This window comes from Promicromonospora sp. Marseille-Q5078 (assembly GCF_050315395.1).
Classification (GTDB): Bacteria; Actinomycetota; Actinomycetes; order Actinomycetales; family Cellulomonadaceae; genus Isoptericola.
The window spans coordinates 2,328,647-2,349,271 of record NZ_JBNPQG010000001.1 but is presented as its reverse complement, the minus strand read 5'-3'; the positions used below and the strand labels follow the sequence as shown (position 1 = coordinate 2,349,271).

Below are 20,625 nucleotides of genomic sequence, written 5' to 3'. Positions count from 1 at the left end.
ACCGGACGGTTCCCGCGATCGACCGCGTGCTCGAAGGCATGGGAGGGTCGGGCTCAGTCGAAGGTGTCGTGCAGCACGACGCCGTCGCGCACCGTCTGCAGGCACACCGGCTCCGGCTCGCCCGGCGACAGGTCGGGCAGCAGCGGCTGGCCGGCGCGCGCCTCGGGGTTCCACGCCGACAGGCGGTCCCCGGGGGCCTGGACGGACAGGGTGTCCGCCCGCCACACCGCCAGGTGCGCGGGCGCCCCGACGCGCAGCTCGCCCGCCCCCGTGTGGTCGAGGCCCGCCAGCCGCCAGCCGCCGCGGGTGTGGGCGCGGAACGCGGCCCGCGCGGAGATGCGCTGCGTCGCGTCCTCGTGCGTGAGGGTGGCGCGCACCGCCTGCCACGGGTCGAGCGGGGTCACGGGCGTGTCGGACCCGAACGCGAGCGGGACGCCCGCGCCGGCCAGGTCCGCGAACGGGGACAGCGTGGACGCGCGGGCCACGCCCAGCCGGGACGCGTACATGCCGTGGGTGCCGCCGAACGCCGAGTCGAACGCCGGCTGCACGGACAGCGCCACCCCGTACAGCAGCAGCGCCGCGAGGGCGGACGCGTCGACGAAGAGGGCGTGCTCGACGCGGTGGTGCCCGGAGCGCAGCAGCGACGGCCCGTGCTCGGCGGCGGCGAGCTCGAGCCCGCGCACCACCTCGTCCATCGCGCGGTCCCCGATGACGTGGAAGCCGCCCTGGGTGCCGGCCGCGGAGCAGGCGGCCAGGTGCGCCGCGATGTCCTCGCCGGTCAGGAACAGCCGCCCGGTGGGCTCGACGCCTCCCGGGCCGGTGAGCAGGTCGGCGTACGGGTGGCGCAGGGCCGCCGTGCGCGAGCCGATCGACCCGTCGGCGCACAGGTCGCCCGCGATGCCGGTGAGGAAGGGCAGCTCGGCGAGCACCTGCCGCGCGTCGTCCGCCGTCGCGCACAGCTCGCCGCGGTAGGCGACGACGTGCGGCAGGGCGCCCGCGGGGTCCGCGGTGAGCCCGACGAGCTCCGCCAGGCCATCCCGCGTGTCCATGTTGGGCTCGCTCATCTCGTGCACCCCGACGATGCCGCGGGCCGCGGCGTCCGCGAGGGCGCGGCGGTACGCGCGGGTGCGACGGGCGGGCGACACCTGCCGCACGACCGCGGCGGCCGCGTGGTGGGCGTCGGAGGTGACCATCCCGGACGGGTCCCACCCGGGCGCCCGGTCGATCCCCGCCGACCGGGCGAACGCCCCGGACACCACCGCGGAGTGGCCGTCCACCCGGGCCGCGTACACGCGCCGGCCACCGCAGGCGGCGTCGACCTCGTCCGCGGTGGGGGCACGACGCTCCGGCCAGGCCTGCTCGTCCCAGCCGAACGCCAGCAGCACCTCCTCGCCGCCCGCGTCGGCCGCGTCCAGCGCGCGGGCACCACGCGCGAGCGCGTCGAGCGCCGCCGCCAGGGACGTCACGCCCGCGGCCGCGGTGAGGTCGACGGACTCCGCCGCGAGCCCGGTCTCGAGCAGGTGCACGTGCGCGTCGACGAACCCGGGGGCGACCAGGGCGCCGTCGAGGTCGATCACGCGGTCGGCGCGGGCCGCCAGCCCCGCTGCCGTGTCCTCCGCGCCGAGCCAGGTCACGACGCCGTCGTCGACGAGCAAGGCCTCGGCGAACGGGTCGGCGGGCGAGTGGACGGCTCCGTTGCGGTACAGGGTGGACGTCACGGCCTGCACTCTATGGCACGGCCCCGGCCCGCCGACCCCCGGGCCCCCGCCCGACCCGCACGGGTTCGTCACACCCGGGCGGCGGCGCGCCCCGGCGCGCCGGGGCGGCCGGTCACACGCTCGAGTAGGCGACCACGCCGCGCAGCACCGCCGTCTGCGCCTTGCGGGCGGTGGCGCGCAACCCCGCGCGGGGGGCGGCCTTCGCCAGCTGGTCGAGCACGTCGAGCACCTGCTTGCACCAGCGCACGAAGTCGCCCGCGGCCACGTCGGTCCCGCGCAGGACGGCGTCCAGGTTCCGGCCCGACGCCCACCGGTGCACCGGCGCCACCAGGCCCAGGTCCAGCGGCCCGGTCGCCTCCAGCCGGTGCTGGGACTCGAGGTCGGTGACCTCCGACCAGACCCGCGTCGTCGCGTCGAGCACCTGGGCGAGGCGGCCGTGGGGCCCGCCCGGCACGAACGGCTCCGCGGCCTCCTCGCGGCGCCCCGAGTACACGACCGTGGACACCGCCGCCGCCAGCCCGGGGGCGTCGAGCTCGTCCCAGATGCCGCGGCGCAGACACTCCGCGAGGAGCAGGTCGTCCTCCGCGTACAGGCGGCCGAGCCAGCGCCCGTCCTCGGTGACGCCCAGGCCCCCGTCCGCGCCCGCGCCAGCCGTGTCGGCCGCGTCGGCCGACCCGCTCTTGTCGCCCGACCCGCTGGCCGGCGGAGCCAGGTAGCCCAGCCGGGTCAGCACGTCGCAGGTGCGGTCGAACGTGCGCGCGATCGTGCCCGTGCGCCCCTCGACGCGCCGCACCAGCTGCTCGTGCTCGCGGCGCAGCCGCTCCCAGCGCTCCGCCCACCGCGCGTGCTCGTCCCGGTCCGGGCAGCCGTGGCAGGGGTGGGCCCGCAGCGCGGAGCGCAGCCGCTGCAGCTCGGCGTCGGACGCCGCGTCCCCGCGCCGCCCGGCCCGGCCGCCCGCGGACCCGGCCCGGCCGCCGCGCCGGCCCGGCGCTCGACCCGTGCCGCCGTCGCCGGCGAACGCGCCGAGCGCGTTGCGCATGCTCGACGCCAGGTCGCGCCGCTGGTCGGGCCGGCGCTGGTTGAACGACTTCGGGATCCGGACCGTGGCGACCACCTCCACCCCGTCCGGCGCGTCCGCGAGGGTGAGCTTCTTGACCTGCTTCTCCTGCGTGAGGACGGTGGGCCGCGGGCCGTCGAAGGTGCGGTCGTCGCGGCCAGGGTCCAGCACGACGACGTAGCCGCGGCGCCGTCCCGACGGCACCTCGACGACGTCCCCGCGGCGGAGCTTCTCGAACGACTCGACCGCGTCCGCGCGCCGGGCCCCCGTCGCCGCCCGCGAGAGCTCCTTCTCCCGGTCCTTGATGGCCACCCGCAGCTCCATGTAGTCCGCGAAGTCGCCCTGGTCGCAGGCCATCGCCTGCGCGTACCCCTCCATGGCCTCGGCGTGCGCCTGCGCCTGCTTCGCCAGGCCCACCACGCCGCGGTCGGCCTGGAACTGCGCGAAGCTCGTCTCGAGCACGTCCCGCGCCCGCTCGCGGCCCACCTGGCCCACGAGGTTGACCGCCATGTTGTAGGTGGGGCGGAAGCTGGAGCGCAGCGGGTACAGCCGCTTGGACGCGAGGCCCGCCAGCGCCACCGGGTCGAGCCCCGTGTGGTCGACCACCACCGCGTGCCCCTCGACGTCGATGCCCCGGCGGCCCGCGCGGCCGGTGAGCTGCGTGTACTCCCCCGGCGTGACCGGCTGGTGCGCGGTGCCGTCCCACTTCACGAGCTTCTCCAGCACCACCGACCGGGCCGGCATGTTGATGCCGAGCGCCAGCGTCTCGGTCGCGAAGACCACCTTCACCAGCCCCCGGGAGAACAGCTCCTCCACGGTCTCCTTGAACACCGGCAGCATCCCCGCGTGGTGCGCGGCCACGCCGCGCGACAGGGCGTTGGCCCACTCCCAGTACCCGAGGACGTCCAGGTCCTCGGTCGGGATCGTGGCCGTGCGCTCCTCCACCACCTGCCGGATCTCCGCCTCCTCCGCGGCGTCGGTCAGCCGCAGCCCCGCCCGCAGGCACTGCTGCACCGCCCCGTCGCACCCCGCACGGGAGAAGATGAAGTAGATCGCCGGCAGCAGCGCGTCCGCGTCGAGGGAGTCGACCACGGCGAACCGGGGCGGCGTGCGCCGGTGCTGCACGGGCGACGCCCCGCCCGGCCGGTGGCCCCCACGGCCCCGGTAGCCGCGGTCGCCGCGGCCCTTGTGCCCGTGCCTGCCCTCCGCCCGCGCCGAGACGCGGAACATCGCCTGCAGGTCCGGGTTGATCGGCGGGTTCGTGCCCGGGTCCGTCGGGTCCACGTGCCCCGCGTACAGGTCCATGAGCCGAGGCACCCCGCGCGGCTCCGGCGCGGACACCACCACGTGCTGCCACAGGGGCACCGGCCGGCGCTCGCTGACCACCACGGCCGTGTCGCCCCGGACGGTGGCGAGCCAGTCGCCGAACTCCTCCGCGTTCGACACCGTCGCCGACAGGGAGACCAGCTGCACGTGGTCGGGCAGGTGGATGATGACCTCCTCCCACACCGGGCCGCGGAACCGGTCCGCGAGGTAGTGCACCTCGTCCATCACGACGTACGCCAGCCCGTCCAGCGCGGACGACCCCGCGTACAGCATGTTGCGCAGCACCTCGGTGGTCATCACCACGACGGGGGCGCCCGCGTTGATCGACGTGTCGCCGGTGAGCAGGCCCACGTTCGCGACCCCGTGCCGGGCGACGAGGTCGGTGTACTTCTGGTTGCTGAGCGCCTTGATCGGCGTCGTGTAGAACGCCTTGCCGCCCTGGGCGAGGGCGAGGTGCACGGCGAACTCCCCCACCACGGTCTTGCCCGCGCCCGTCGGCGCCGCCACGAGCACGCCGCGCCCCTCCTCGAGGGCCACGCAGGCGTCCACCTGGAACGGGTCGAGCTCGAACCCGACGACCTGCCGGAAGAGGCGCAGCTCGCCCTCGGCGTCGGCGCGGTCGCGGGTGGCGCGCGCCCGCGACGCGGCGTAGCGCTCGGCAGGGCTGGGCGCGTCGGTGCCGGTGTCGGGGCGAGGGTGGGCGGTCATGCCGCCAGCCTAGGCGCCGGGCACGACGCCCGGCCGCCACGCACCCCGCCCTCGTCGGACCGGCGGGGTGCTCAGCGGGGAACTCAGCGGGGCTCGACCAGCACCTGCAGCGCGCGGGCTCGGGCCTCGACCCGCAGCGGCAGCGGCCCGAGGCGCTCGCCGTCGGCGTGCGTCACGGGCAGCGGGCGCTCGCCGGCCGCCCACGCGTCGGGGCCGGGCTCGATCGTCACGGCGCGCGCCCGCACGACGTGCACCTTGCGGCGCCGCACGTGCCCGCCGGTGAACATGCTCGGGAAGACCAGGAGGGCGCCGGGCCGGGACAGGTCGGTGGCCACCAGCACGTCGAGCAGCCCGTCGTCGAGGGACGCCGCCGGGGCCACGCGGATGCCGCCGCCGATCTGCGGCCCGTTCGCTGCGGTGACGAGCGCCGCGCGCCCCGTCCAGGTCGCCGTGCCCGCGGGCCCGGGTCGCAGGTGCAGCCGGTCGTCGCGCCTGCCCCGCCGGGCGCGGTCCGCTCGGTCGCCTGCCCGGTCGGCTGCTCTGTCATCGCAACCGTCGTCGGCCTCGACGACGCCGTCGAAGGTGAGCCGGTACGACCAGGGCCGGTAGCGCAGCAGTTCGAGTGCGGCGGCCACGGTGTACCGGGCGCTGCCGCGGGGGTGGCGCAGCAGGTTGGCGCGGGCGTTCACGGCGGCGTCCAGCCCGGCGGACACGGCGCCCGCCACCCAGCGGGTGCCGGGCGCGATCCCGGGGCCGGTGACGAACGCGGCGTCGACGGCACGCCGCCCGGCCGGGCCGGCGTCGAGGGCGCGGCACAGCGCGGACCCGGCGGCCGCCGGGTCGCGCACGGGCAGGCCGAGGGTGGCCGCGAAGTCGTTGCCCGTGCCGACGGGGACGATGCCGAGCGGGACGGCCGTCCCGGCGACGGCCTGCGCGCCGAGGTGCACCATGCCGTCGCCGCCCACCACGACGAGGGCGTCGACACGTCCGGCCGACCCCGTGGGCCCCGCCGCGCCGGTGCCGTCGACGGCGGCACGGGCCCGCGCGAGCGCCGCGTCGGCGTCCGGGCCGGACAGGTCGACGACGTCGTGCCCGGCCCGGCGCAGCCCGGCGAGGACGCCGGTGCCGGCCTGCGCGGCACGCCCCTTGCCTGCCGTGGGGTTGACGACGACACCCAGGCGGTACGGGCGCGGCTCAGGCAGCGGGGGCGACCCTGCGCTTGTCGACGCGCCGGTCGTGCAGGACGCACAGGCCGAGGGCGCCGAAGTACAGCACGCAGATCGGCAGGGCCACGAAGATCATCGTCAGGGCGTCGGGGGTCGGCGTCATCACGGCCGCGAACACGAAGGCGACCAGCACCGCCCACCGCCACCCCCGGGCGAGGGCCTCGTGCCGCAGCAGCCCGGCCACGTTCAGCCCCACCAGCAGCACGGGCGAGACGAACGCGATGCCGAACGCCAGGACCAGGCGCATCACGAAGCTGAGGTACCCCTGCGCGTCGGTGAAGTTCACCGCGCCGTCGGGCACGAAGCCCGCGAGAATGTCCACGGCGTGCGGCAGCACCCACCACGCGAGGGCGGCGCCGCCCAGGAACAGCGGCACGGCCGCGCCGAGGAACCCGTACGCGTAGCCCTTCTCCTTGCGGGTCAGGCCCGGGGTCACGAACGACCACAGCTGGAACAGCCACCACGGGCACGACACGATGACACCGAGGAACAGCGCGACCTTGATCTTCATGTCGAGCGCGGACGCCATGCCCGTGAAGTTGAGCGCGATCGTCTTGCCCTGCTCCTGCGCGGCGACCTCGAGGGGCGCCTGCAGCGCGGCGAGCAGTGGTTCGTACAGGACCCAGCCGGCGATTCCACCCACGACGAGGCCGCACGCGGCGAGGAAGAGCCGCTTGCGCAGCTCCAGCAGGTGCTCGCGCAGGGGCATGCGCCCCTCGGGGTCCCGGGAGTCTCCGGGCACCGACTACGCCCGCGGCTGCTTCGGGTCGATGAGACCCGGGATCTGGTCCTTGCCGTCACCGGTCCCGCCCGGCGGCGCATGCGTCGACGGCGTGGTCCCGGCAGCGGGGGTCGACGGCGTCTGTGCCGTCGTGTCGTCGGCCGGCGGCTCGTTCGAGTCGTTGAGCTTGCCGTCGTCCGTGAGGTCCTTGACCTCCTTCTTGAAGATCTTCAGCGACTGGCCGACGCTGCGCGCCAGGTCAGGGAGCCTGCGCGCCCCGAACAGCAGCAGGATCACGACCACCAGCACGATGATGTGCCAGGGCTTGAGCATGCCCATGAGAATGGCTCCTCGTTCTCGTCCGCCCGGAGGGCGGGTCCGTCGGGGTCAACCCTAGTGGGTCCTGGGAGTGCTGGTGTCGCGCGTCACAGATCGGCCGCGCGTGGACCGCGCCCGTGCGCACGTGCCTGCGCCCGGCCGGCCTTCTCGGCGGTGCGGCGGGAGAGCCAGCTCTCGGCGTCCCACCGCTGCCACGTGGCCGCCTGACGTGCACGGCGCTCGGTCGCGCGCGCGGCGCGGCGGCGGCGCTGCTGCGCCACCCGCTCCCGCAGCGCCGTGGGGTCGTCGAAGAGGGTCGGCGACGTGTCGACGCGGTGCGCCTCCGCCTCGGCCACCGCGGCGGACACCCGGTCCCCCGCGGAGCCGAGCGCCTCGCCGGCGCGGGACGCCTCCCGCAGGGTGCGCACCCCGACTCGCCACAGGTGGCGGCCCAGGAAGAACGCGCCCACGAGCGTGCCCACCACCAGCCCGGCCCAGATCCAGCCCCACATGCCGGTCAGCCTACGGTGCCGGCGTCGGGGCCCGTGTCACGGGGTGTGTCACGCCCCGCGCCGGGGCCGGTGACGGCGTACGCGTCGAGGGCCGTGCGCGCGGCCTGCGCGACCTCGTGCCCGACGTCGGGCGGGTCCACCGCCACGACGTCGGGCGCGTTCGCCAGCAGCAGGCGCCGCAGCCACGCCGGGTTCGTCACCCGCAGCCGCACCTCGACGGTGCCGTCGGGCAGGTCGAGCACCGACTCGGCGGGCACCTCCTCGGCGACCCACCGGGCGGCGGACGCGAGCCGCAGGGTGGCCGCCGGCGCCCCCCGGTGCGCGACGGACGCCCACACGTCCGCGCCGAGGTCGCCCGCCACGGCGACGTCGTGCTCGGCCACCGGGTCGTCCAGCACCCGGGCCGCGAGGATGCGGTCCACCCGGAACGTGCGTCGCCCGTCCACGCGCAGGCACCAGCCCACGAGGTACATCGCGCCGTCCTGGGTCAGCAGGCGCAGCGGGTCCACGTCGCGCTCGGTCGTGATGTCCGCCGCGTTCACGTACCGCAGGTGCAGGCGGCGCCCCTCGGCCAGGGCGGTCGTGACGGCGGCGACCACCTGCGGGTCGCCGTCCCCGGCGAGCTGCACGTCCACCGCGCCCGCGGCCTCGCCCGTCGCGGCGGTCAGCTTGTCCAGGGCGGACGCGACGACGGCGGCCCGCCCCCGGTCGGCCTGCACGGCCGGGGAGGCGTGCATCGCCCGCAGCGCCGCGACCAGCGCCACCGCCTCCCGGGTGCCGAGCCGCAGCGGGCGGGTCATGCCGCGCGCCTGCGTCATGGACACGACACCGTCCTCCAACGAGAACGCGTCGAAGTCGATGAGGTCGTCGGGCATGTACCCGGGGGTGCCGGACACCCACAGCGCGTCGACGTCCTCGCGCACCTGCCGCGGCGTCACCCCGAAGCGGTCCGCGAGCTCCTCCACCCGCACCGGGCCCGCACCGTCGAGGAACGCGACGAGCCCCAGCAGCCGCACCAGCCGGTCGTCGGCCCGCTCAGCCATCGCTGTCCTCCCCCGTGCCGTTCGTCGTGCTGTCGGTCGCGCCATCGGCCGTGCCGTCAGGCCCGTCCTCGGGCTCGCGGGGGGCGTCGAGCGTCGCCGCCGCCCCCAGGCGGCGCAGCACGTCCGCGCGCAGCTGCGCCGGGCCGAGCACGACGACCGCCGCCCCGTACCCGGCGACCTCGTCCGCGAACGCCGACAGGCTGCGGAACTCCACCTCCACCAGGTCACGACCGTCTCCGCGAGCGTCTCCGTGCCCGTCTCCGTGCCCGTCGCCCGGCCCGTCCGTGCGCGCCGCGTCGTCCGCCGGCAGGGCGCGCGCCCGCAGCGCCTGCGCCCGCTCCGGGACCACCGCCAGCCGCGCCCGCTGCAGCACCCCGACCCGCTCGCCCAGCATCGCGTCCACGTCCACGGCCTCGGGCACGTCGAACGCCCCCGCCCGCGCCCCGACGCGCACCCGCCCGGCGATCCGGGACAGGCGGAACACCCGCGCCGCCCCCGCGCCCGGTCGAAGCCCACCAGGTACCAGCCGCTGCCGCGGGCCGCGATCCGCCACGGCTCCACGTGGCGCGTCAGCTCCTGCCCCGTGCTCGCCGCCCGGTACCGGAACGACACGTCGCGCCGCTCCGAGACCGCCTCCAGCAGCGGCACGTACGCGTCGCCCGCCGCCCGCACGCGCGGGGCCAGGCCCGCCACGGCGTCCGCCGCGGCCTCCCCGCCCCGGCGGCGCGCAGCTTCGTCATCGCGCGCGACATGTCCGTGCGCAGCGTCTTGTCCGACCACAGCTGCGCCGCCAGGGCGACCACGCCCAGCTCCGCCGGGGTCAGGTCCACCGCCCCCAGCGCGTACGCGTCGTTGTCGATCCGGTACCCGACCTCGTCGCTGTGCCCGCCCGCGTCCACCGTGACGATCGGGATGCCCAGCGCCCGCAGCGTGTCCTTGTCGCGCTCGAACATCCGCTCGAACGCCTCCGTCGACGGCGCGTCGCCGTACCCGGCCACGCCCCCGCGCACCTGCTGCTTCGTCATCGACGCGCTCGTGTTCACGAGGGCGATCACGAGGTTCAGCAGGCGCTCGGCGGGCGGGGTGCCCCGCGACGACGGCGCAGGGTCGACGGCAGGGTCGACGCGCGCGCCGGCGGCCGGGTCGACAGGGTTCGCAGGCATCGGGACCACGGTAGTCGCCGGTAGCCTCGGACGGGTGACGACAGCGCCGAACCCCCGCAGCCCGCCGCCCCCGTGACGTCCCCGCCGGGCACGTCACCTGGCGCACCGGCACCGTGACCGCCCGCGGCAACACCTGGACCGGGGCGCGCGAGGTCAGCGTCCGCCTCGACACCCCGCTGCCCGCCCGCGGCCTCACCACCGCCCCCGGCGAGGTCCGCGGCCTCGCGTACACCGCCCTCGTCGGGGACCCCGACGTCGACGACCGGCTGCTGCTCAACGTCTCCGCCCTCGCCCGCGGCCTCGGCACCGGCGGGTACGCCCTCGTCGTCGGCCCCGCCGGAGACACCGCCACCCGACTGCCCGACGACCCGCCGCCCGGCCCCGGCCACCTCGTCAAGGCCCGCTACACCCCGCTGCAGGCCATGGTGCTGGGCGTCGACGAGCAGGAGTCCGACCACCACGACACCCTCCGGGACGCCGACGACCTCGCCGGCCTCCCCGTCGTCGTCGCCGACCTGCACTCCGCCCTGCCCGCCGTCGTCGCCGGCGCCCGCCACGCCGCCGACCTCGCCGGCCGCCCCCACCCCCGCATCGCCTACGTCATGACCGACGGCGGCGCCCTGCCCGCCGCGTTCTCCCGCACCGTCGCCACCCTCCGCGAGACCGGCTGGCTCGCCGCCACCGTCACCGTCGGCCAGGCCTTCGGGGGCGACCTCGAGGCCGTCACCGTGCACACCGGCCTGCTGGCCGCCGGCCACGTCGCCGACGCCGACCTCGTCGTCGTCGCCCAGGGGCCCGGCAACCTCGGCACCGGCACCCGGTGGGGCTTCTCCGGCGTCGCCGCCGGAGAAGCCGTCAACGCCGTCGCCACCCTGGGCGGCCGCCCCGTCGCCTCCCTGCGCGTCTCCGGCGCCGACCCCCGCGACCGGCACCGCGGCGTCTCCCACCACAGCCTCACCGCCTACGGCCGCGTGGCGCTCGCGGCCGCCGACGTCCCCGTCCCGGCCCCCACCCCCGAGCTCGAGGCCCTGCACGCGTGGGGCGCCGAGCTCACCCGCCAGGTGCACGACCAGGCGGCCACCCTCGCCGCCACCACCGCCGGCCACCGCCTCGTCGACGTCCCCGCCGACGCACCCCTGCTCGACGCCCTCCGCGGCTCCCCCGCCCGGCTGTCCACCATGGGACGCAACCTCGACGGCGACCCCGCCTCCTTCGTCGCCGCCGCCGTCGCCGGCGTGCACGCCACCCGCCTGGCCCAGGGGGACACCACGACGACCGCCTGACCCGATAGCGTCAGCGCATGGCAGCCCCACCGCCGCGGTCACGCCGAGCCGCCGCGCCCCTCGTGGCCGCGGCGCTCGCTGCCCTCGTCGTCCTCGGAGCCGCCACGGCCACGCCGTGGCGCGTCCAGGTGCCCCGCGCCGTCGTCCCGGAACCCGACAGCGACCCCGCACTGCCGCAGCGGCCCGGCCAGATCGTGCCCGGCGACCAGCCAGAGACCTCCTCCGACGTCGTCACCTGGATCGTCGTCGCCCTCAGCGTGGCCGGCGCCGTCCTCGTGATCGTCCTCCTCGTGCTCCTCGCCCGCCGCGTCCTGCGCGCGCTCGCCGTCCCCGACGAGGACGACGACGGCGACGACCTCTCCCCGGCACCGCTGCCGCGGGCACCCTGACCGACCTCCCCTGCCCGCGCTCCAGGACGCCGTGGCCGCCGCCCTCGCCCGCGTCGACACCGCCCGCACCCCGCACGACGCCGTCGTCGCCGCCTGGGTCGCCCTCGAGGACGCCGCCGCCCGGCACGGCACCGCGCGCGACCCCGCGCAGACCGCCACCGAGTTCACCGCGCACCTCCTCACCGCCCAGCGGCGCGACGGGCGCACCGTCCCCACCCTCGACGTCGACACCCTCCGCCGCCTGTACCAGCGCGCCCGCTTCACCGAGCGCCCCGTCGCGCCCGACGACGTCGACGCCGCCCGCGCCGCCCTCACCCGCATCGCCCACACGCTCGCCCCGTCGCCCCGTCGTGCGCCCGGTGCAGAGCAGGGTGCAGAGCCTGGTTCAGTGCCCGGTCCCGTCCCCGGCACCGCGGACGGACACCCATGACCCGCGCCCGGCTGCCGCGCGCCGCCCTCACCGTCGTCCTGCCGGCGCTCGCTGCGGGTGCGCTCCTCGCGCTCACCGGGGCCGTCGACGTCCTGCACGCGGCGCTGCTCGTCGTGGTGGTCGCCACGGCCACCGTGCTGTGGCGGCGGCTCGACGACGGCGACGAGGCGCCCTGGCCCGACCCCCGCAGGACCGGCGCGAGGGCGCGCGCAACGACGTCAGCGAGCTGGGCTGGGCCACGTTCACCCGCAGCGGTGCGGTGGGAGACCGCGTGCTGCGCCGGGTGCGCGCCCTCGCGTCCGCGCGGCTCGCGCGCCACGGCGTGGACCTCGCGGCCCCGGGCGGCCCCGAGGCCGCGGCGCCGCTGCTCGGGGCCGACGTCGTCGACGGGCTCACCGCGCGCCGCCAGGTGGGCCGGGCCGAGGTGCACCGATGGCTCGACGCCGTCGAGGCCCTCGACCCGACGCCCCCGGCTCCCCGCCCGCCGCGGGCACGTCGCCCACCATCGCCCCCGTCCCCGGAGGAAGGCCCCGCCCATGACCGTCGAGCACCCCGCCGCCGAGCCCACCGACCACCCGCTGCCCGTCGCCGAGGTGGCATCCCTCGGCCGGCGCGTCCTGGCGGAGGTCGGCACTGCCGTCGTCGGCATGCGCGACACCCTCGAGCTCGCGCTCGCCACGGTGCTCGCCGGCGGGCACGTGCTGTTCGAGGACGTGCCCGGGCTCGGCAAGCCCCTCGCCGCTCGCTCCCTGGCGTCCGCACTCGGCCTCGACTTCGCCCGCCTGCAGTGCACGCCCGACCTGCTGCCCAGCGACATCACCGGGTCGTCGGTGTACGACCCCGCGTCGCGCGAGTTCGTCTTCCGGCCCGGCCCGGTGTTCACCGGCCTCTTTCTCGCCGACGAGATCAACCGCACCCCGCCGAAGACGCAGTCCGCGCTGCTCGAGGCCATGGCCGAGCGGCAGGTCTCGGTCGACGGCGCGAGCCGCCCGCTGCCTCGTCCGTTCCACGTCATGGCCACGTCCAACCCCGTCGAGTACGAGGGCACCTACCCCCTCCCGGAGGCGCAGCTGGACCGGTTCATGGTGCGCCTCGCCGTCGGCTACCCCGACCGGTCCCAGGAGCAGGACGTGCTGCTGCGGCGCGTGGCCCGGCGTCAGGAGGCGGCGCCCGTGCGCCCCGTCGTCGACGCGGCCACGGTGCTCGCCATGCAGGCGGGCGTCGAGACCACCGAGGTGGACGCCGACGTGGCGGGGTACTGCGTCGACCTCGCCGCGGCCACCCGCACGCACGGCGCGCTCGAGGTCGGGGCGTCGCCGCGCGGCTCGCAGAACCTGCTGCTCCTCGCCCGCGCGGTCGCCGTGCTCGGCGGGCGCGACTACGTGCTGCCCGAGGACGTCAAGCGCGTCGCGGTGCCGGTCCTGGCGCACCGGCTGACCCTCACGCCCACCGCGTGGGCGTCCGCGGTCCGGGCGGAGGACGTCGTCACGGGGCTGCTCGGGTCCGTGCCCGGCCCCGCCACGGTGGGCCGGGAAGGGTGACCGGCCCATGACCGACCGGACGTGGCGGCGCACCCCGCAGGCGGCCGCCGGAGTCGGCGCGGGCGTCCTCGTGCTGGGCCTGGGACTGCTCGTCGGGCGGGCCGACGTCGCCCTGCTCGGCGTCGCGCCGCTGCTCGGCGCGCTGTGGGCCGGGCGGCCCGGGGCATGGCGGTCCGGTGCGCCCGAGCAGGGGACGACGGTCGCGATCGAGCCGACGACGGACTCCGTCGACCCCGGCAGGCTGACCGCGACCCTGCGGCTGGACCCGCCGCCCGGCGCCGAGCTCGTCGTCGCCCGGGTCGCGGCACCGGGCCACCGCTCCACCGGCGTCGTGGTCGCCGCCGAGGCGCGCGCGCTGCCGCTGACGCTGAGCACGGTGCGCACCGGCCCGCAGCGGACCTTCCACGTCGACGCGCGCGGCTACGGCGCCGGCGGGACGTCGGCCGAGGACCCCCTGTCAGCCACCGCCCCCGACCGCCTCGTGCTGCCCACGGCCATGCCCCTCGGGCGGGTGCCGGTTCCGCGGCGGCTGCGCGGCCTCACCGGACCGCACACCTCGCGGCGGCTCGGCGACGGGGACGAGCTGCGCGACGTGCACCCCTTCGCCCCCGGCGACCGGCTGCGCCGGATCGACTGGCGCACCACCGCCCGCCGGTCGCCCGACCTCGCCACCCTCTACGTGCGCCGCACCTACGCCACCGCGGAGGCGACGGCGGTCCTCGTCGTCGACTCGCGTGACGACGTCGGCCCCGACCTCCGCACGTGGCGCGGCACCGGACCGCAGCGCGTGGACGAGCCCACGTCCCTCGACCTGGCGCGGCACGCGGCCGCGTCAGTGGCGGCCGCGCTCGTCGCCGCCGGGGACCGGGTCGGCGTCGACGACCTCGGCCGGCGGCGGCGTCCCCTGACCCCGGCCGCCGGCCGCCGGCACCTGCGACGCGTGCTGCACGCCCTCGCCCTGAGCAGCCCGGCCGGCGCCCCGGCGCGCCGGCTGCGCGCGCCCCAGGTCCCGGCCGACGCGATCGTGTACCTGTTCAGCACCGTGCTCGACGACGAACCGGTCGACCTCGTGCGCGCCTGGCGGGCGACCGGCCACCCGGTCGTCCTCGTCGACACGCTGCCCGACGTGCGCGGCGCGCGCGAGGAGCACATGCGCCTCGCGTGGCGGGTCACCCGGGCCGAGCGCGACGGCCGCCTGCACCGCATGGCCGCCGAGGGCGTCCCGGTGGTGCGCTGGGCGGGCGAGGCCCGCCAGGGGGCGGCGCTCCGGCTCGAGGCGCTGGTCCGCGCCGCCGAGCGCCACCACGGCGGGGCAGGTGTCCGATGATCGCGACGGTGCGCTCGCGGCTGCGCGCGTGGTGGCGGTCGCGATACGAGACAGGGCGCCCGCTGCCGGCGGTGGGAGTCGGGCTCGGGCGGGGGCTCCCGGGCTGGGTGCTGCGCGCCGCCTTCGTCGCCGCCGTGCTCGCGCTGGTCCTCGGGACGGCCGCGCGCACCACCCTGGTGGTCGAGTTCGACGTGATACTCGCCCTGCTGGTGGCCGGCTGGGGCGCGGCCCGGCCGGGCCCCGCGCCCGCGCACATCGCGCTCGTGGTCGCCGCGCTCCTGCTGCTCGGCTCCACCGAGGCCCCCTTCGACCCGGCGGTGCTGTGGCTCGCGCCCCTGGGGTACGTCGTGAGCCGGCTCGGCTGGTGGGCGAGCCGCGTCGGCGCCGCCGACCGGGTGGAGCTCGCCGCCCTCGGGCGCACGGCCGTCCGCGACGGGATGGTCGTCGCCGTGTCCCTCGCGATCGGCGGCGCGGCGTGGGCGTCGGCCGGCCGGCCGGTCACCGGGCTCGTCGCCGTCGGGGTCGCGGCACTGGCCGCACTCGCGTGGACGGTCGCGCGGCGCGACGATGGCGAGGCGCGCTGACCGGCACGGTCCGCGCGCCGACACGACGAGGACGGAGACGACCCGATGGCCGACAGCAGCAACCCGCGATACACGGTTCCCTCGCTCACTCCCGCGCAGGGGGCCAAGACCGCCGCCATCCTGCAGGGGCGGCTCGATGCGCTGACCGACCTGCACCTCACCCTCAAGCACGTGCACTGGAACGTCGTCGGCCCGCACTTCATCGCGGTGCACGAGATGCTGGACCCGCAGGTCGACGCCGTGCGTGCCATGACCGACGCGATCGCGGAGCGGATCGCGACGCTCGGCGTCTCCCCCGTGGGGACCCCCGGAGCGCTGGTCGCGGCCCGGACCTGGGACGACTACGCGCTGCGGCGGGCGTCGGCGATCGAGCACCTGGGCGCTCTCGACGAGGTCTACCAGGGCGTCATCACCTCGCACCGCAAGGCCGCGAAGGACACCGAGAAGCTGGACGACGTCACGAACGACCTCCTCATCGGCCACCTGCACGACCTCGAGCTGTTCCACTGGTTCGTCCGTGCCCACCTCGAGAGCGCCGGCGGCGAACTGTCGACGGCGGGCGCCACCACCGAGAAGGGCGCCGCGCGCCAGGCCGGCGCCGCCACCCGGTCGCGGACCACGAAGAAGAAGTAGCCCGGCGAGGCTCGTGCCCGGGTGACGACCGGGCAGGTCGGAGGGGTGCCCCGCGGTGTCGACGCGCGGCGCCCCTCCGGCATGATGACCTCGTGATCCGTACCTACCGTGCCTCCGACCGCGCCGCCGTCGCCGAGGTCTGCGTCCGCACCGCCGCGGGCGGGGCCGACGCCCGCGGCCTCTACTCCGACGACCTCCTCATGCCCGAGGTGTTCGCCCTCCCGTACGTCGAGTACGCGCCGGAGCTCGCGTTCGTCGTCGTCCGCCCCGACTCCGAGCTCGGCGCAGAGGCCGAGGCCGACCCCGCGGACGACGTCCTGCGGGTCGCCGACGGCCGCCTGACGGGGTACGTGATCGGCGTGGCCGACACCCGCGACTTCGTCTCGTGGTGGGAGCGGACCTGGGGCCCGGGCTTCGCCGAGCGGTACCCCGAGGCCGGCGCGTCGCCGACGGGCCGCGAGCCCAGGTTCGCCGAGCCCGCGCTGGTCGCCGCCGGCAAGGACCCCGGCCGGATGGTCCGCGGCCTGACGGACGACGAGCTCGACGGGTACCCCGCGCACCTGCACATCGACCTGCTCCCCGAGAACCAGGGGCAGGGCATGGGACGGAAGCTGATGGAAACGCTGCGCGCGGCCCTCGCCGAGCGCGGGGTGCCCGGCGTGCACCTCGGGATGGACCCGAACAACACGCGCGCCCGCACCTTCTACGACCGCTACGGGTTCCACGAGCTGCCGTCGCACTCCCCCGGCTCGCCCCTGCTGGGGATCGCCACCGGCTGACGAACCGGATGTCGGCCCGCGTTCGGGGCCGGCACCTCCGAAGGGGGCCCACGTCACCGCGACGTGGGCCCCTCCGGTCCGTGCTGGACGGTGAGGTGTCCGCTGTGCGTACCCGTGGTTGTTCTGGGCGCTTGGCACACTATTTTCTATGAGGAGATCGGCGACTCGTCCACGCCTTCCGTCGCTCCCGATCCCTCGGGGGCGACGACGTCCCGACCGAGGTCCGGGGTCCCCGCCTCCACCCATGCCCTCCGCACCTGCTCGAACCGCGTCGGCAGCGGCGCCCGCACCGCCCCGTAGCGCGCGTTCGTCCGGTGCACGAAGCGCCGCCACGACAGCACCAGCCCCTGCCGCGTGATGGGCAGCCCGCTCGACACCGTCGTGCCGTGGTCGTGGGTGTGGTGCACCGTGAGCAGCAGCGCCCGGGGCACGGAGCCCTCCAGCTCCGCCGCGAGCTCCGTGCGCACCACCATCCAGTGCCGCAGCAGCAGCACCACTTCGGGCGGGAGCCGGTGCTCGCGGACCGTCCGATGCTTGCCGTGCCGCAGCACGACCCTCCCCTCCCCCGGCTCCCGCGTGCCCCCGACGCGGCCCCTGGGGCTCGCCGCCTCCGACTCGGGGCCGAGGTCCAGGTCCTCCGCCCGCACGCGGAGCAGGTCCCCGTACCGCGCGCCCGTCGCCCGGGTCAGTCCGGCGATGACCGCGAGGCGCACCACCTCGGGCTTCCCTCCCGGCCGCAGCGCCTCCACCGACAGCTCGCGCCACACCCACTCCGCCTCCTCCAGCGTGACCGTGGGACGCGGGTAGCGGGCGACGTTCGGCGCGGCGGGATCCGCGGGACCGTCGAGGTCAGAGGCCGGGTCTGGCGTCGCGCCGGGCGTGGAGGTCATGGGTCGATTCTGGCGCTTGGCACACTTTTTCGCGCCCAAGCGCTCGGCGTGTCGGCGGACGCGTAGCCTCGTCCGCGTGAGTCGCCCCGACAGTCCCGACCCCGCGCCGCTCCCGGGGACGCTCGCGACGCCCGTCGACCACGAGCTCGTGATCAAGAAGTCGCGGTTCCTGGCACACCTGGCCCCCGCCCGGAGCGTCGAGGAGGCGGACGCCGTCGTCGCCCGCCTCCGCAAGGAGCTCTGGGACGCCCGGCACCACTGCGTGGCCCTCGTCGTCGGCACGCACGCCGACCAGCAACGCTCCTCCGACGACGGCGAGCCGTCCGGCACCGCGGGCGTGCCGATGCTCGAGGTGCTGCGCCGCCGCGGGCTGACCGACGTCGTCGCGGTGGTGACCCGCTACTTCGGCGGCGTCCTGCTCGGGGCGGGCGGCCTCGTGCGGGCCTACTCCGGCGCCGTCGCCGAGGCGCTGGACGTCGCCGCGTCCCGGCGGCTCCTCCTGCGACGCGAGACGCTGACCGAGGTCACCGTCGACGTACCGCACGCCGACGCCGGGCGGGTCGACCACCTGCTGCGCGACTGGGCGACGACGCACGGCGCGGTGCTGGAGGAGCCGACCTACGCCGCCGTGGCGCGCCTGGCCCTGCTCGTGCCGCCCGGCGCGCTCCCCCGGCTGCGCGACGACCTCGCCGCCGCCTCGGCGGGCGCCCTGGTGCCCGTCCATGGCGCCGACCGCGTCGTCGACCTCCCGCCGCCGAGATAGAGAGGCAGGCCCGCGAGATAGTGAGGCGCCGTCCCGTGGCGCGACGGGACGGCGCCTCTCTATCTCGCGGGCCTGCCTCTCTATCTCGACGTGACGCCGTCCGCGGTGACCGTGGCGTCGTCGGGCACGGTGGCGGGCTCGCCCGCGTCGGGCAGGGCGGCCTCGCCCTCGGCGCGCACCCGCCCGCCGAAGGTCCAGTCCCCCTCGACCGTCAACGAGGACGCCTCGCGCAGGGACGGCGCCCCGGCGGCGAACCGCTCGTCGAACGCCGAGATCGTCTTGTAGGTCTTCGACAGCGACACGAGCGGGGCCTCGACCTGCGCGACCAGCCGGTAGTCGTCGGTGAGCTCGTACACGTCCGAGCGCATGAGCAGCAGGTCGCCGGTCGTCTTCACGGGCAGGAACCGCTCGCGCCCGACCTCGATCGCCGTCGCCCCCTCGAACACCGCCACGGCGGCGCCCATCGCCGACTCGATCTGCACGACGGCCGGGGACGACGCGTCCGTGGGGTCCACCGTCTTCTCGTTGCGGATCAGCGGCAGCTCGAGCACGCCGCCGGTGCGGTCGAGCTCGGCCGCCAGGGCCTCCAGGTCGAACCAGAGGTTGTTCGTGTGGAAGTACGGGTGCACCGTCGGGTCGAGCGACACGTCGACGTCGTCCGGGTGGGTCTGCGCCGTCTCGCGCTGCACGATGCGCCCGTCGCTCCTGCGCACCACGAGCTGCCCGCCCTTGACGTCCGCCGGCGACTTGCGGCACATCTCCGCGGCGTAGGGGGCGCCCGAGGCCGCGAACCAGGCCGCGATGGCGCCGTCGGGCGCCGCGCCGAGGTTGTCGGAGTTGGAGACGCTCGCGTACCGGAAGCCGGCGTCGAGGAGCGCGCGCACGACGCCGGAGGCGTGCAGGGCCGGGTACAGGTCGCCGTGCCCCGGCGGGCACCACTCGAGCGACGGGTCGGCGGACCACTCGACCGGCTCGAGCGTGTCGGCACGGAGCTTGGGCTCGCGGTTCTGCAGGAAGTCCACGGGTAGCCCGCCGACGGCGAGGTCGTCGTACGGCGCGAGCGCGGCGAGCGTGTCGTCGCGGGTGCGGAACGAGTTCATCAGCACCAGCGGGATCCGCGCGCCGGTGGCGGCACGGGCCGCCCGCACCTGCCGCACGATGACGTCGAGGAAGCTCAGCGCCGTGCCCCCGCCGCCGTCGCCCCCGGGCGCGTCGTCGCGCACCGTGAGCAGCGACTTCGCCTTGTCCATGCCCATCGAGGTGCCGAGGCCGCCGTTGAGCTTGATGATCGCCGTCCGCGCGAGGGCGGCCTGGGCGTCGGCGTCCGAGACGTCGAGGTCGGCGTGCCGCGGCAGCCCGGTGAGGGGCTCGACGTCGGCCTCGCGCACGAGGCCCGTCTCGCCGGACTCGAGCAGGTGGTAGAAGCGGGTGAAGGTCTCGATCGCGGCGGGGGCGACGCCCTCCGCCGACATCTTCTCTCGGGCCAGGGCAAGTCCGCGGTCGCTCATGGGCAGCACCCTAGCCGGGGCGCGGGAGCCCCGGGCGGGGAGTCCGCGGCCTACTCGAACCGCGACGGGTCGCCAGCTCCCGCGCGGACGACCTCGGGGTAGCCCTCCGACCAGTCGACGACGGTGGTGGGCTCGGCGAGCACCTCGCCGCCGTCCACGACCGCGTCGACCACGTGGTCGAGCTCCTCCTTGACCTGCCACCCGTCCGTGAGCGGCTGGTCCTGGCCCGGCAGGATGAGCGTGGACGACAGCAGCGGCTCCCCGAGCTCGCGCAGCAGGGCCTGCACCACCCGGGAGTCGGGGATCCGGACGCCGATCGTCTTCTTCTTGGGGTGCGCCAGCCGGCGCGGCACCTCGGCGGTCGCCGGGAGGATGAACGTGTACGGGCCCGGGGTCGCGGCCTTGATGGCGCGGAAGGCGTTGTTGTCGAGGCGCACGAGCTGGCCGAGCTGCGCGAAGTCGGCGCACACCAGGGTGAAGTGGTGACGCGCGTCGAGGTGGCGGATCTGGCGGATGCGCTCGGTGCCGTCGTGCTGGCCGACCCGGCACCCCAGCGCGTAGCCGGAGTCGGTCGGGTACGCGATCAGGGCGCCCTCGTCGAGCATCGCGACCACCTGCGTGACCGCCCGGGGCTGCGGGTCGACCGGGTGCACGTCGTAGTAGCGGGCCATGCCCGGAAGCGTATCCCCGGGCAGCGCTCCCCCAC

The 20,625-nt window shown here is 76.6% G+C and carries 20 protein-coding genes and 1 pseudogene; 9 read left to right on the top strand and 12 right to left on the bottom strand.

Translation table 11 applies throughout. The annotated features are described in order from the left end of the window. Positions 1–53: 53 nt before the first annotated feature. The 9 genes and pseudogenes from ACQFYA_RS10865 to ACQFYA_RS10825 all read right to left on the bottom strand — a co-directional run. Positions 54–1,718, bottom strand: a complete 1,665-nt coding sequence (locus ACQFYA_RS10865) for an amidohydrolase (protein ID WP_499123947.1) — start codon at positions 1,716–1,718, stop codon at positions 54–56. Between the two features lie 112 nt (positions 1,719–1,830). Further along, positions 1,831–4,809 carry a DEAD/DEAH box helicase gene (locus ACQFYA_RS10860; RefSeq protein WP_499123946.1) on the bottom strand — a complete coding sequence of 993 codons (2,979 nt, stop codon included), beginning with the start codon at positions 4,807–4,809 and terminating at the stop codon, positions 1,831–1,833. 83 nt (positions 4,810–4,892) lie between these two features. After that, the gene (locus tag ACQFYA_RS10855) at positions 4,893–5,987 is read right to left on the bottom strand and encodes a diacylglycerol/lipid kinase family protein (RefSeq protein WP_499127501.1); all 1,095 of its coding nucleotides are present in this window, start codon (positions 5,985–5,987) and stop codon (positions 4,893–4,895) included. Positions 5,988–6,003: 16 nt separating this feature from the next. Then, positions 6,004–6,744 carry a twin-arginine translocase subunit TatC gene (gene tatC, locus ACQFYA_RS10850; RefSeq protein WP_499123943.1) on the bottom strand — a complete coding sequence of 247 codons (741 nt, stop codon included), beginning with the start codon at positions 6,742–6,744 and terminating at the stop codon, positions 6,004–6,006. A 36-nt stretch (positions 6,745–6,780) separates the two neighbouring features. Continuing rightward, positions 6,781–7,089, bottom strand: a complete 309-nt coding sequence (gene tatA / locus ACQFYA_RS10845; RefSeq protein ID WP_499123941.1) for a Sec-independent protein translocase subunit TatA — start codon at positions 7,087–7,089, stop codon at positions 6,781–6,783. Positions 7,090–7,181: 92 nt separating this feature from the next. After that, positions 7,182–7,586, bottom strand: coding sequence for a hypothetical protein (locus ACQFYA_RS10840; protein ID WP_499123938.1), 405 nt, complete (start codon positions 7,584–7,586; stop codon positions 7,182–7,184). A 5-nt stretch (positions 7,587–7,591) separates the two neighbouring features. Beyond that, on the bottom strand, positions 7,592–8,629 hold the full coding sequence (locus ACQFYA_RS10835) for a helix-turn-helix transcriptional regulator (protein WP_499127500.1): 1,038 nt from the start codon (positions 8,627–8,629) through the stop codon (positions 7,592–7,594). After that, complete coding sequence (locus ACQFYA_RS10830) at positions 8,622–9,113, bottom strand: WYL domain-containing protein (protein WP_499127499.1); 492 nt, start codon at positions 9,111–9,113, stop codon at positions 8,622–8,624. Before ACQFYA_RS10830 ends, ACQFYA_RS10835 begins: the two co-directional genes overlap by 8 nt. A gap of 68 nt (positions 9,114–9,181) precedes the next feature. Further along, a pseudogene (locus tag ACQFYA_RS10825) lies at positions 9,182–9,241 on the bottom strand (hypothetical protein); the annotation flags it as partial. Positions 9,242–9,905: 664 nt separating this feature from the next. On the opposite strand from ACQFYA_RS10825, the gene ACQFYA_RS10820 reads away from it, so the two are divergent. From ACQFYA_RS10820 to ACQFYA_RS10785, 8 genes are all read left to right on the top strand, one after another. Then, complete coding sequence (locus ACQFYA_RS10820) at positions 9,906–11,075, top strand: DUF3866 family protein (protein ID WP_499123936.1); 1,170 nt, start codon at positions 9,906–9,908, stop codon at positions 11,073–11,075. 17 nt (positions 11,076–11,092) lie between these two features. Then, positions 11,093–11,464, top strand: coding sequence for a hypothetical protein (locus tag ACQFYA_RS10815; protein WP_499123934.1), 372 nt, complete (start codon positions 11,093–11,095; stop codon positions 11,462–11,464). A 31-nt stretch (positions 11,465–11,495) separates the two neighbouring features. Beyond that, a complete protein-coding gene (locus ACQFYA_RS10810) occupies positions 11,496–11,894 on the top strand; it encodes a DUF4129 domain-containing protein (protein WP_499123932.1) in 399 nt (132 codons plus the stop codon). Between the two features lie 536 nt (positions 11,895–12,430). Then, entirely contained in the window at positions 12,431–13,435 is a 1,005-nt protein-coding gene (locus ACQFYA_RS10805) for an AAA family ATPase (RefSeq protein ID WP_499123929.1), read from the top strand. Between the two features lie 7 nt (positions 13,436–13,442). Beyond that, on the top strand, positions 13,443–14,762 hold the full coding sequence (locus ACQFYA_RS10800; RefSeq protein WP_499123928.1) for a DUF58 domain-containing protein: 1,320 nt from the start codon (positions 13,443–13,445) through the stop codon (positions 14,760–14,762). Then, positions 14,759–15,346: a hypothetical protein gene (locus ACQFYA_RS10795; protein ID WP_499123927.1), complete on the top strand. Its 588-nt coding sequence runs from the start codon at positions 14,759–14,761 to the stop codon at positions 15,344–15,346. The genes ACQFYA_RS10800 and ACQFYA_RS10795 overlap by 4 nt, the downstream gene beginning before the upstream one ends. 45 nt (positions 15,347–15,391) lie before the next feature. Continuing rightward, positions 15,392–15,979 carry a Dps family protein gene (locus tag ACQFYA_RS10790; protein WP_499123926.1) on the top strand — a complete coding sequence of 196 codons (588 nt, stop codon included), beginning with the start codon at positions 15,392–15,394 and terminating at the stop codon, positions 15,977–15,979. Positions 15,980–16,071: 92 nt separating this feature from the next. Further along, the gene (locus tag ACQFYA_RS10785; RefSeq protein ID WP_499123924.1) at positions 16,072–16,758 is read left to right on the top strand and encodes a GNAT family N-acetyltransferase; all 687 of its coding nucleotides are present in this window, start codon (positions 16,072–16,074) and stop codon (positions 16,756–16,758) included. 146 nt (positions 16,759–16,904) lie between these two features. Here ACQFYA_RS10785 and ACQFYA_RS10780 read toward each other — a convergent pair whose 3' ends face one another. Beyond that, on the bottom strand, positions 16,905–17,648 hold the full coding sequence (locus ACQFYA_RS10780; protein WP_499123921.1) for a site-specific integrase: 744 nt from the start codon (positions 17,646–17,648) through the stop codon (positions 16,905–16,907). A 76-nt stretch (positions 17,649–17,724) separates the two neighbouring features. Between ACQFYA_RS10780 and ACQFYA_RS10775 the strand changes: the two genes are divergently transcribed. Next, positions 17,725–18,411, top strand: a complete 687-nt coding sequence (locus tag ACQFYA_RS10775) for an IMPACT family protein (protein WP_499123919.1) — start codon at positions 17,725–17,727, stop codon at positions 18,409–18,411. Between the two features lie 80 nt (positions 18,412–18,491). Here ACQFYA_RS10775 and ACQFYA_RS10770 read toward each other — a convergent pair whose 3' ends face one another. Then, positions 18,492–19,919, bottom strand: coding sequence for a UTP--glucose-1-phosphate uridylyltransferase (locus tag ACQFYA_RS10770; protein WP_499123917.1), 1,428 nt, complete (start codon positions 19,917–19,919; stop codon positions 18,492–18,494). Between the two features lie 50 nt (positions 19,920–19,969). Next, on the bottom strand, positions 19,970–20,590 hold the full coding sequence (locus tag ACQFYA_RS10765; protein WP_499123916.1) for an L-threonylcarbamoyladenylate synthase: 621 nt from the start codon (positions 20,588–20,590) through the stop codon (positions 19,970–19,972). Between the last annotated feature and the right edge of the window lie 35 nt (positions 20,591–20,625).

Bases quoted from the DNA above. Each gene is read 5' to 3' on its own strand.
- ACQFYA_RS10780 (WP_499123921.1), bottom strand. From the start codon at position 17,648: ATGACCTCCACGCCCGGCGCGACGCCAGACCCGGCCTCTGACCTCGAC.
- ACQFYA_RS10770 (WP_499123917.1), bottom strand. From the start codon at position 19,919: ATGAGCGACCGCGGACTTGCCCTGGCCCGAGAGAAGATGTCGGCGGAG.
- ACQFYA_RS10805 (WP_499123929.1), top strand. From the start codon at position 12,431: ATGACCGTCGAGCACCCCGCCGCCGAGCCCACCGACCACCCGCTGCCC.
- ACQFYA_RS10765 (WP_499123916.1), bottom strand. From the start codon at position 20,590: ATGGCCCGCTACTACGACGTGCACCCGGTCGACCCGCAGCCCCGGGCG.
- ACQFYA_RS10790 (WP_499123926.1), top strand. From the start codon at position 15,392: ATGGCCGACAGCAGCAACCCGCGATACACGGTTCCCTCGCTCACTCCC.
- ACQFYA_RS10835 (WP_499127500.1), bottom strand. From the start codon at position 8,629: ATGGCTGAGCGGGCCGACGACCGGCTGGTGCGGCTGCTGGGGCTCGTC.
- ACQFYA_RS10860 (WP_499123946.1), bottom strand. From the start codon at position 4,809: ATGACCGCCCACCCTCGCCCCGACACCGGCACCGACGCGCCCAGCCCT.
- tatA (WP_499123941.1), bottom strand. From the start codon at position 7,089: ATGCTCAAGCCCTGGCACATCATCGTGCTGGTGGTCGTGATCCTGCTG.
- ACQFYA_RS10840 (WP_499123938.1), bottom strand. From the start codon at position 7,586: ATGTGGGGCTGGATCTGGGCCGGGCTGGTGGTGGGCACGCTCGTGGGC.
- ACQFYA_RS10795 (WP_499123927.1), top strand. From the start codon at position 14,759: ATGATCGCGACGGTGCGCTCGCGGCTGCGCGCGTGGTGGCGGTCGCGA.
- tatC (WP_499123943.1), bottom strand. From the start codon at position 6,744: ATGCCCCTGCGCGAGCACCTGCTGGAGCTGCGCAAGCGGCTCTTCCTC.
- ACQFYA_RS10800 (WP_499123928.1), top strand. From the start codon at position 13,443: ATGACCGACCGGACGTGGCGGCGCACCCCGCAGGCGGCCGCCGGAGTC.
- ACQFYA_RS10815 (WP_499123934.1), top strand. From the start codon at position 11,093: ATGGCAGCCCCACCGCCGCGGTCACGCCGAGCCGCCGCGCCCCTCGTG.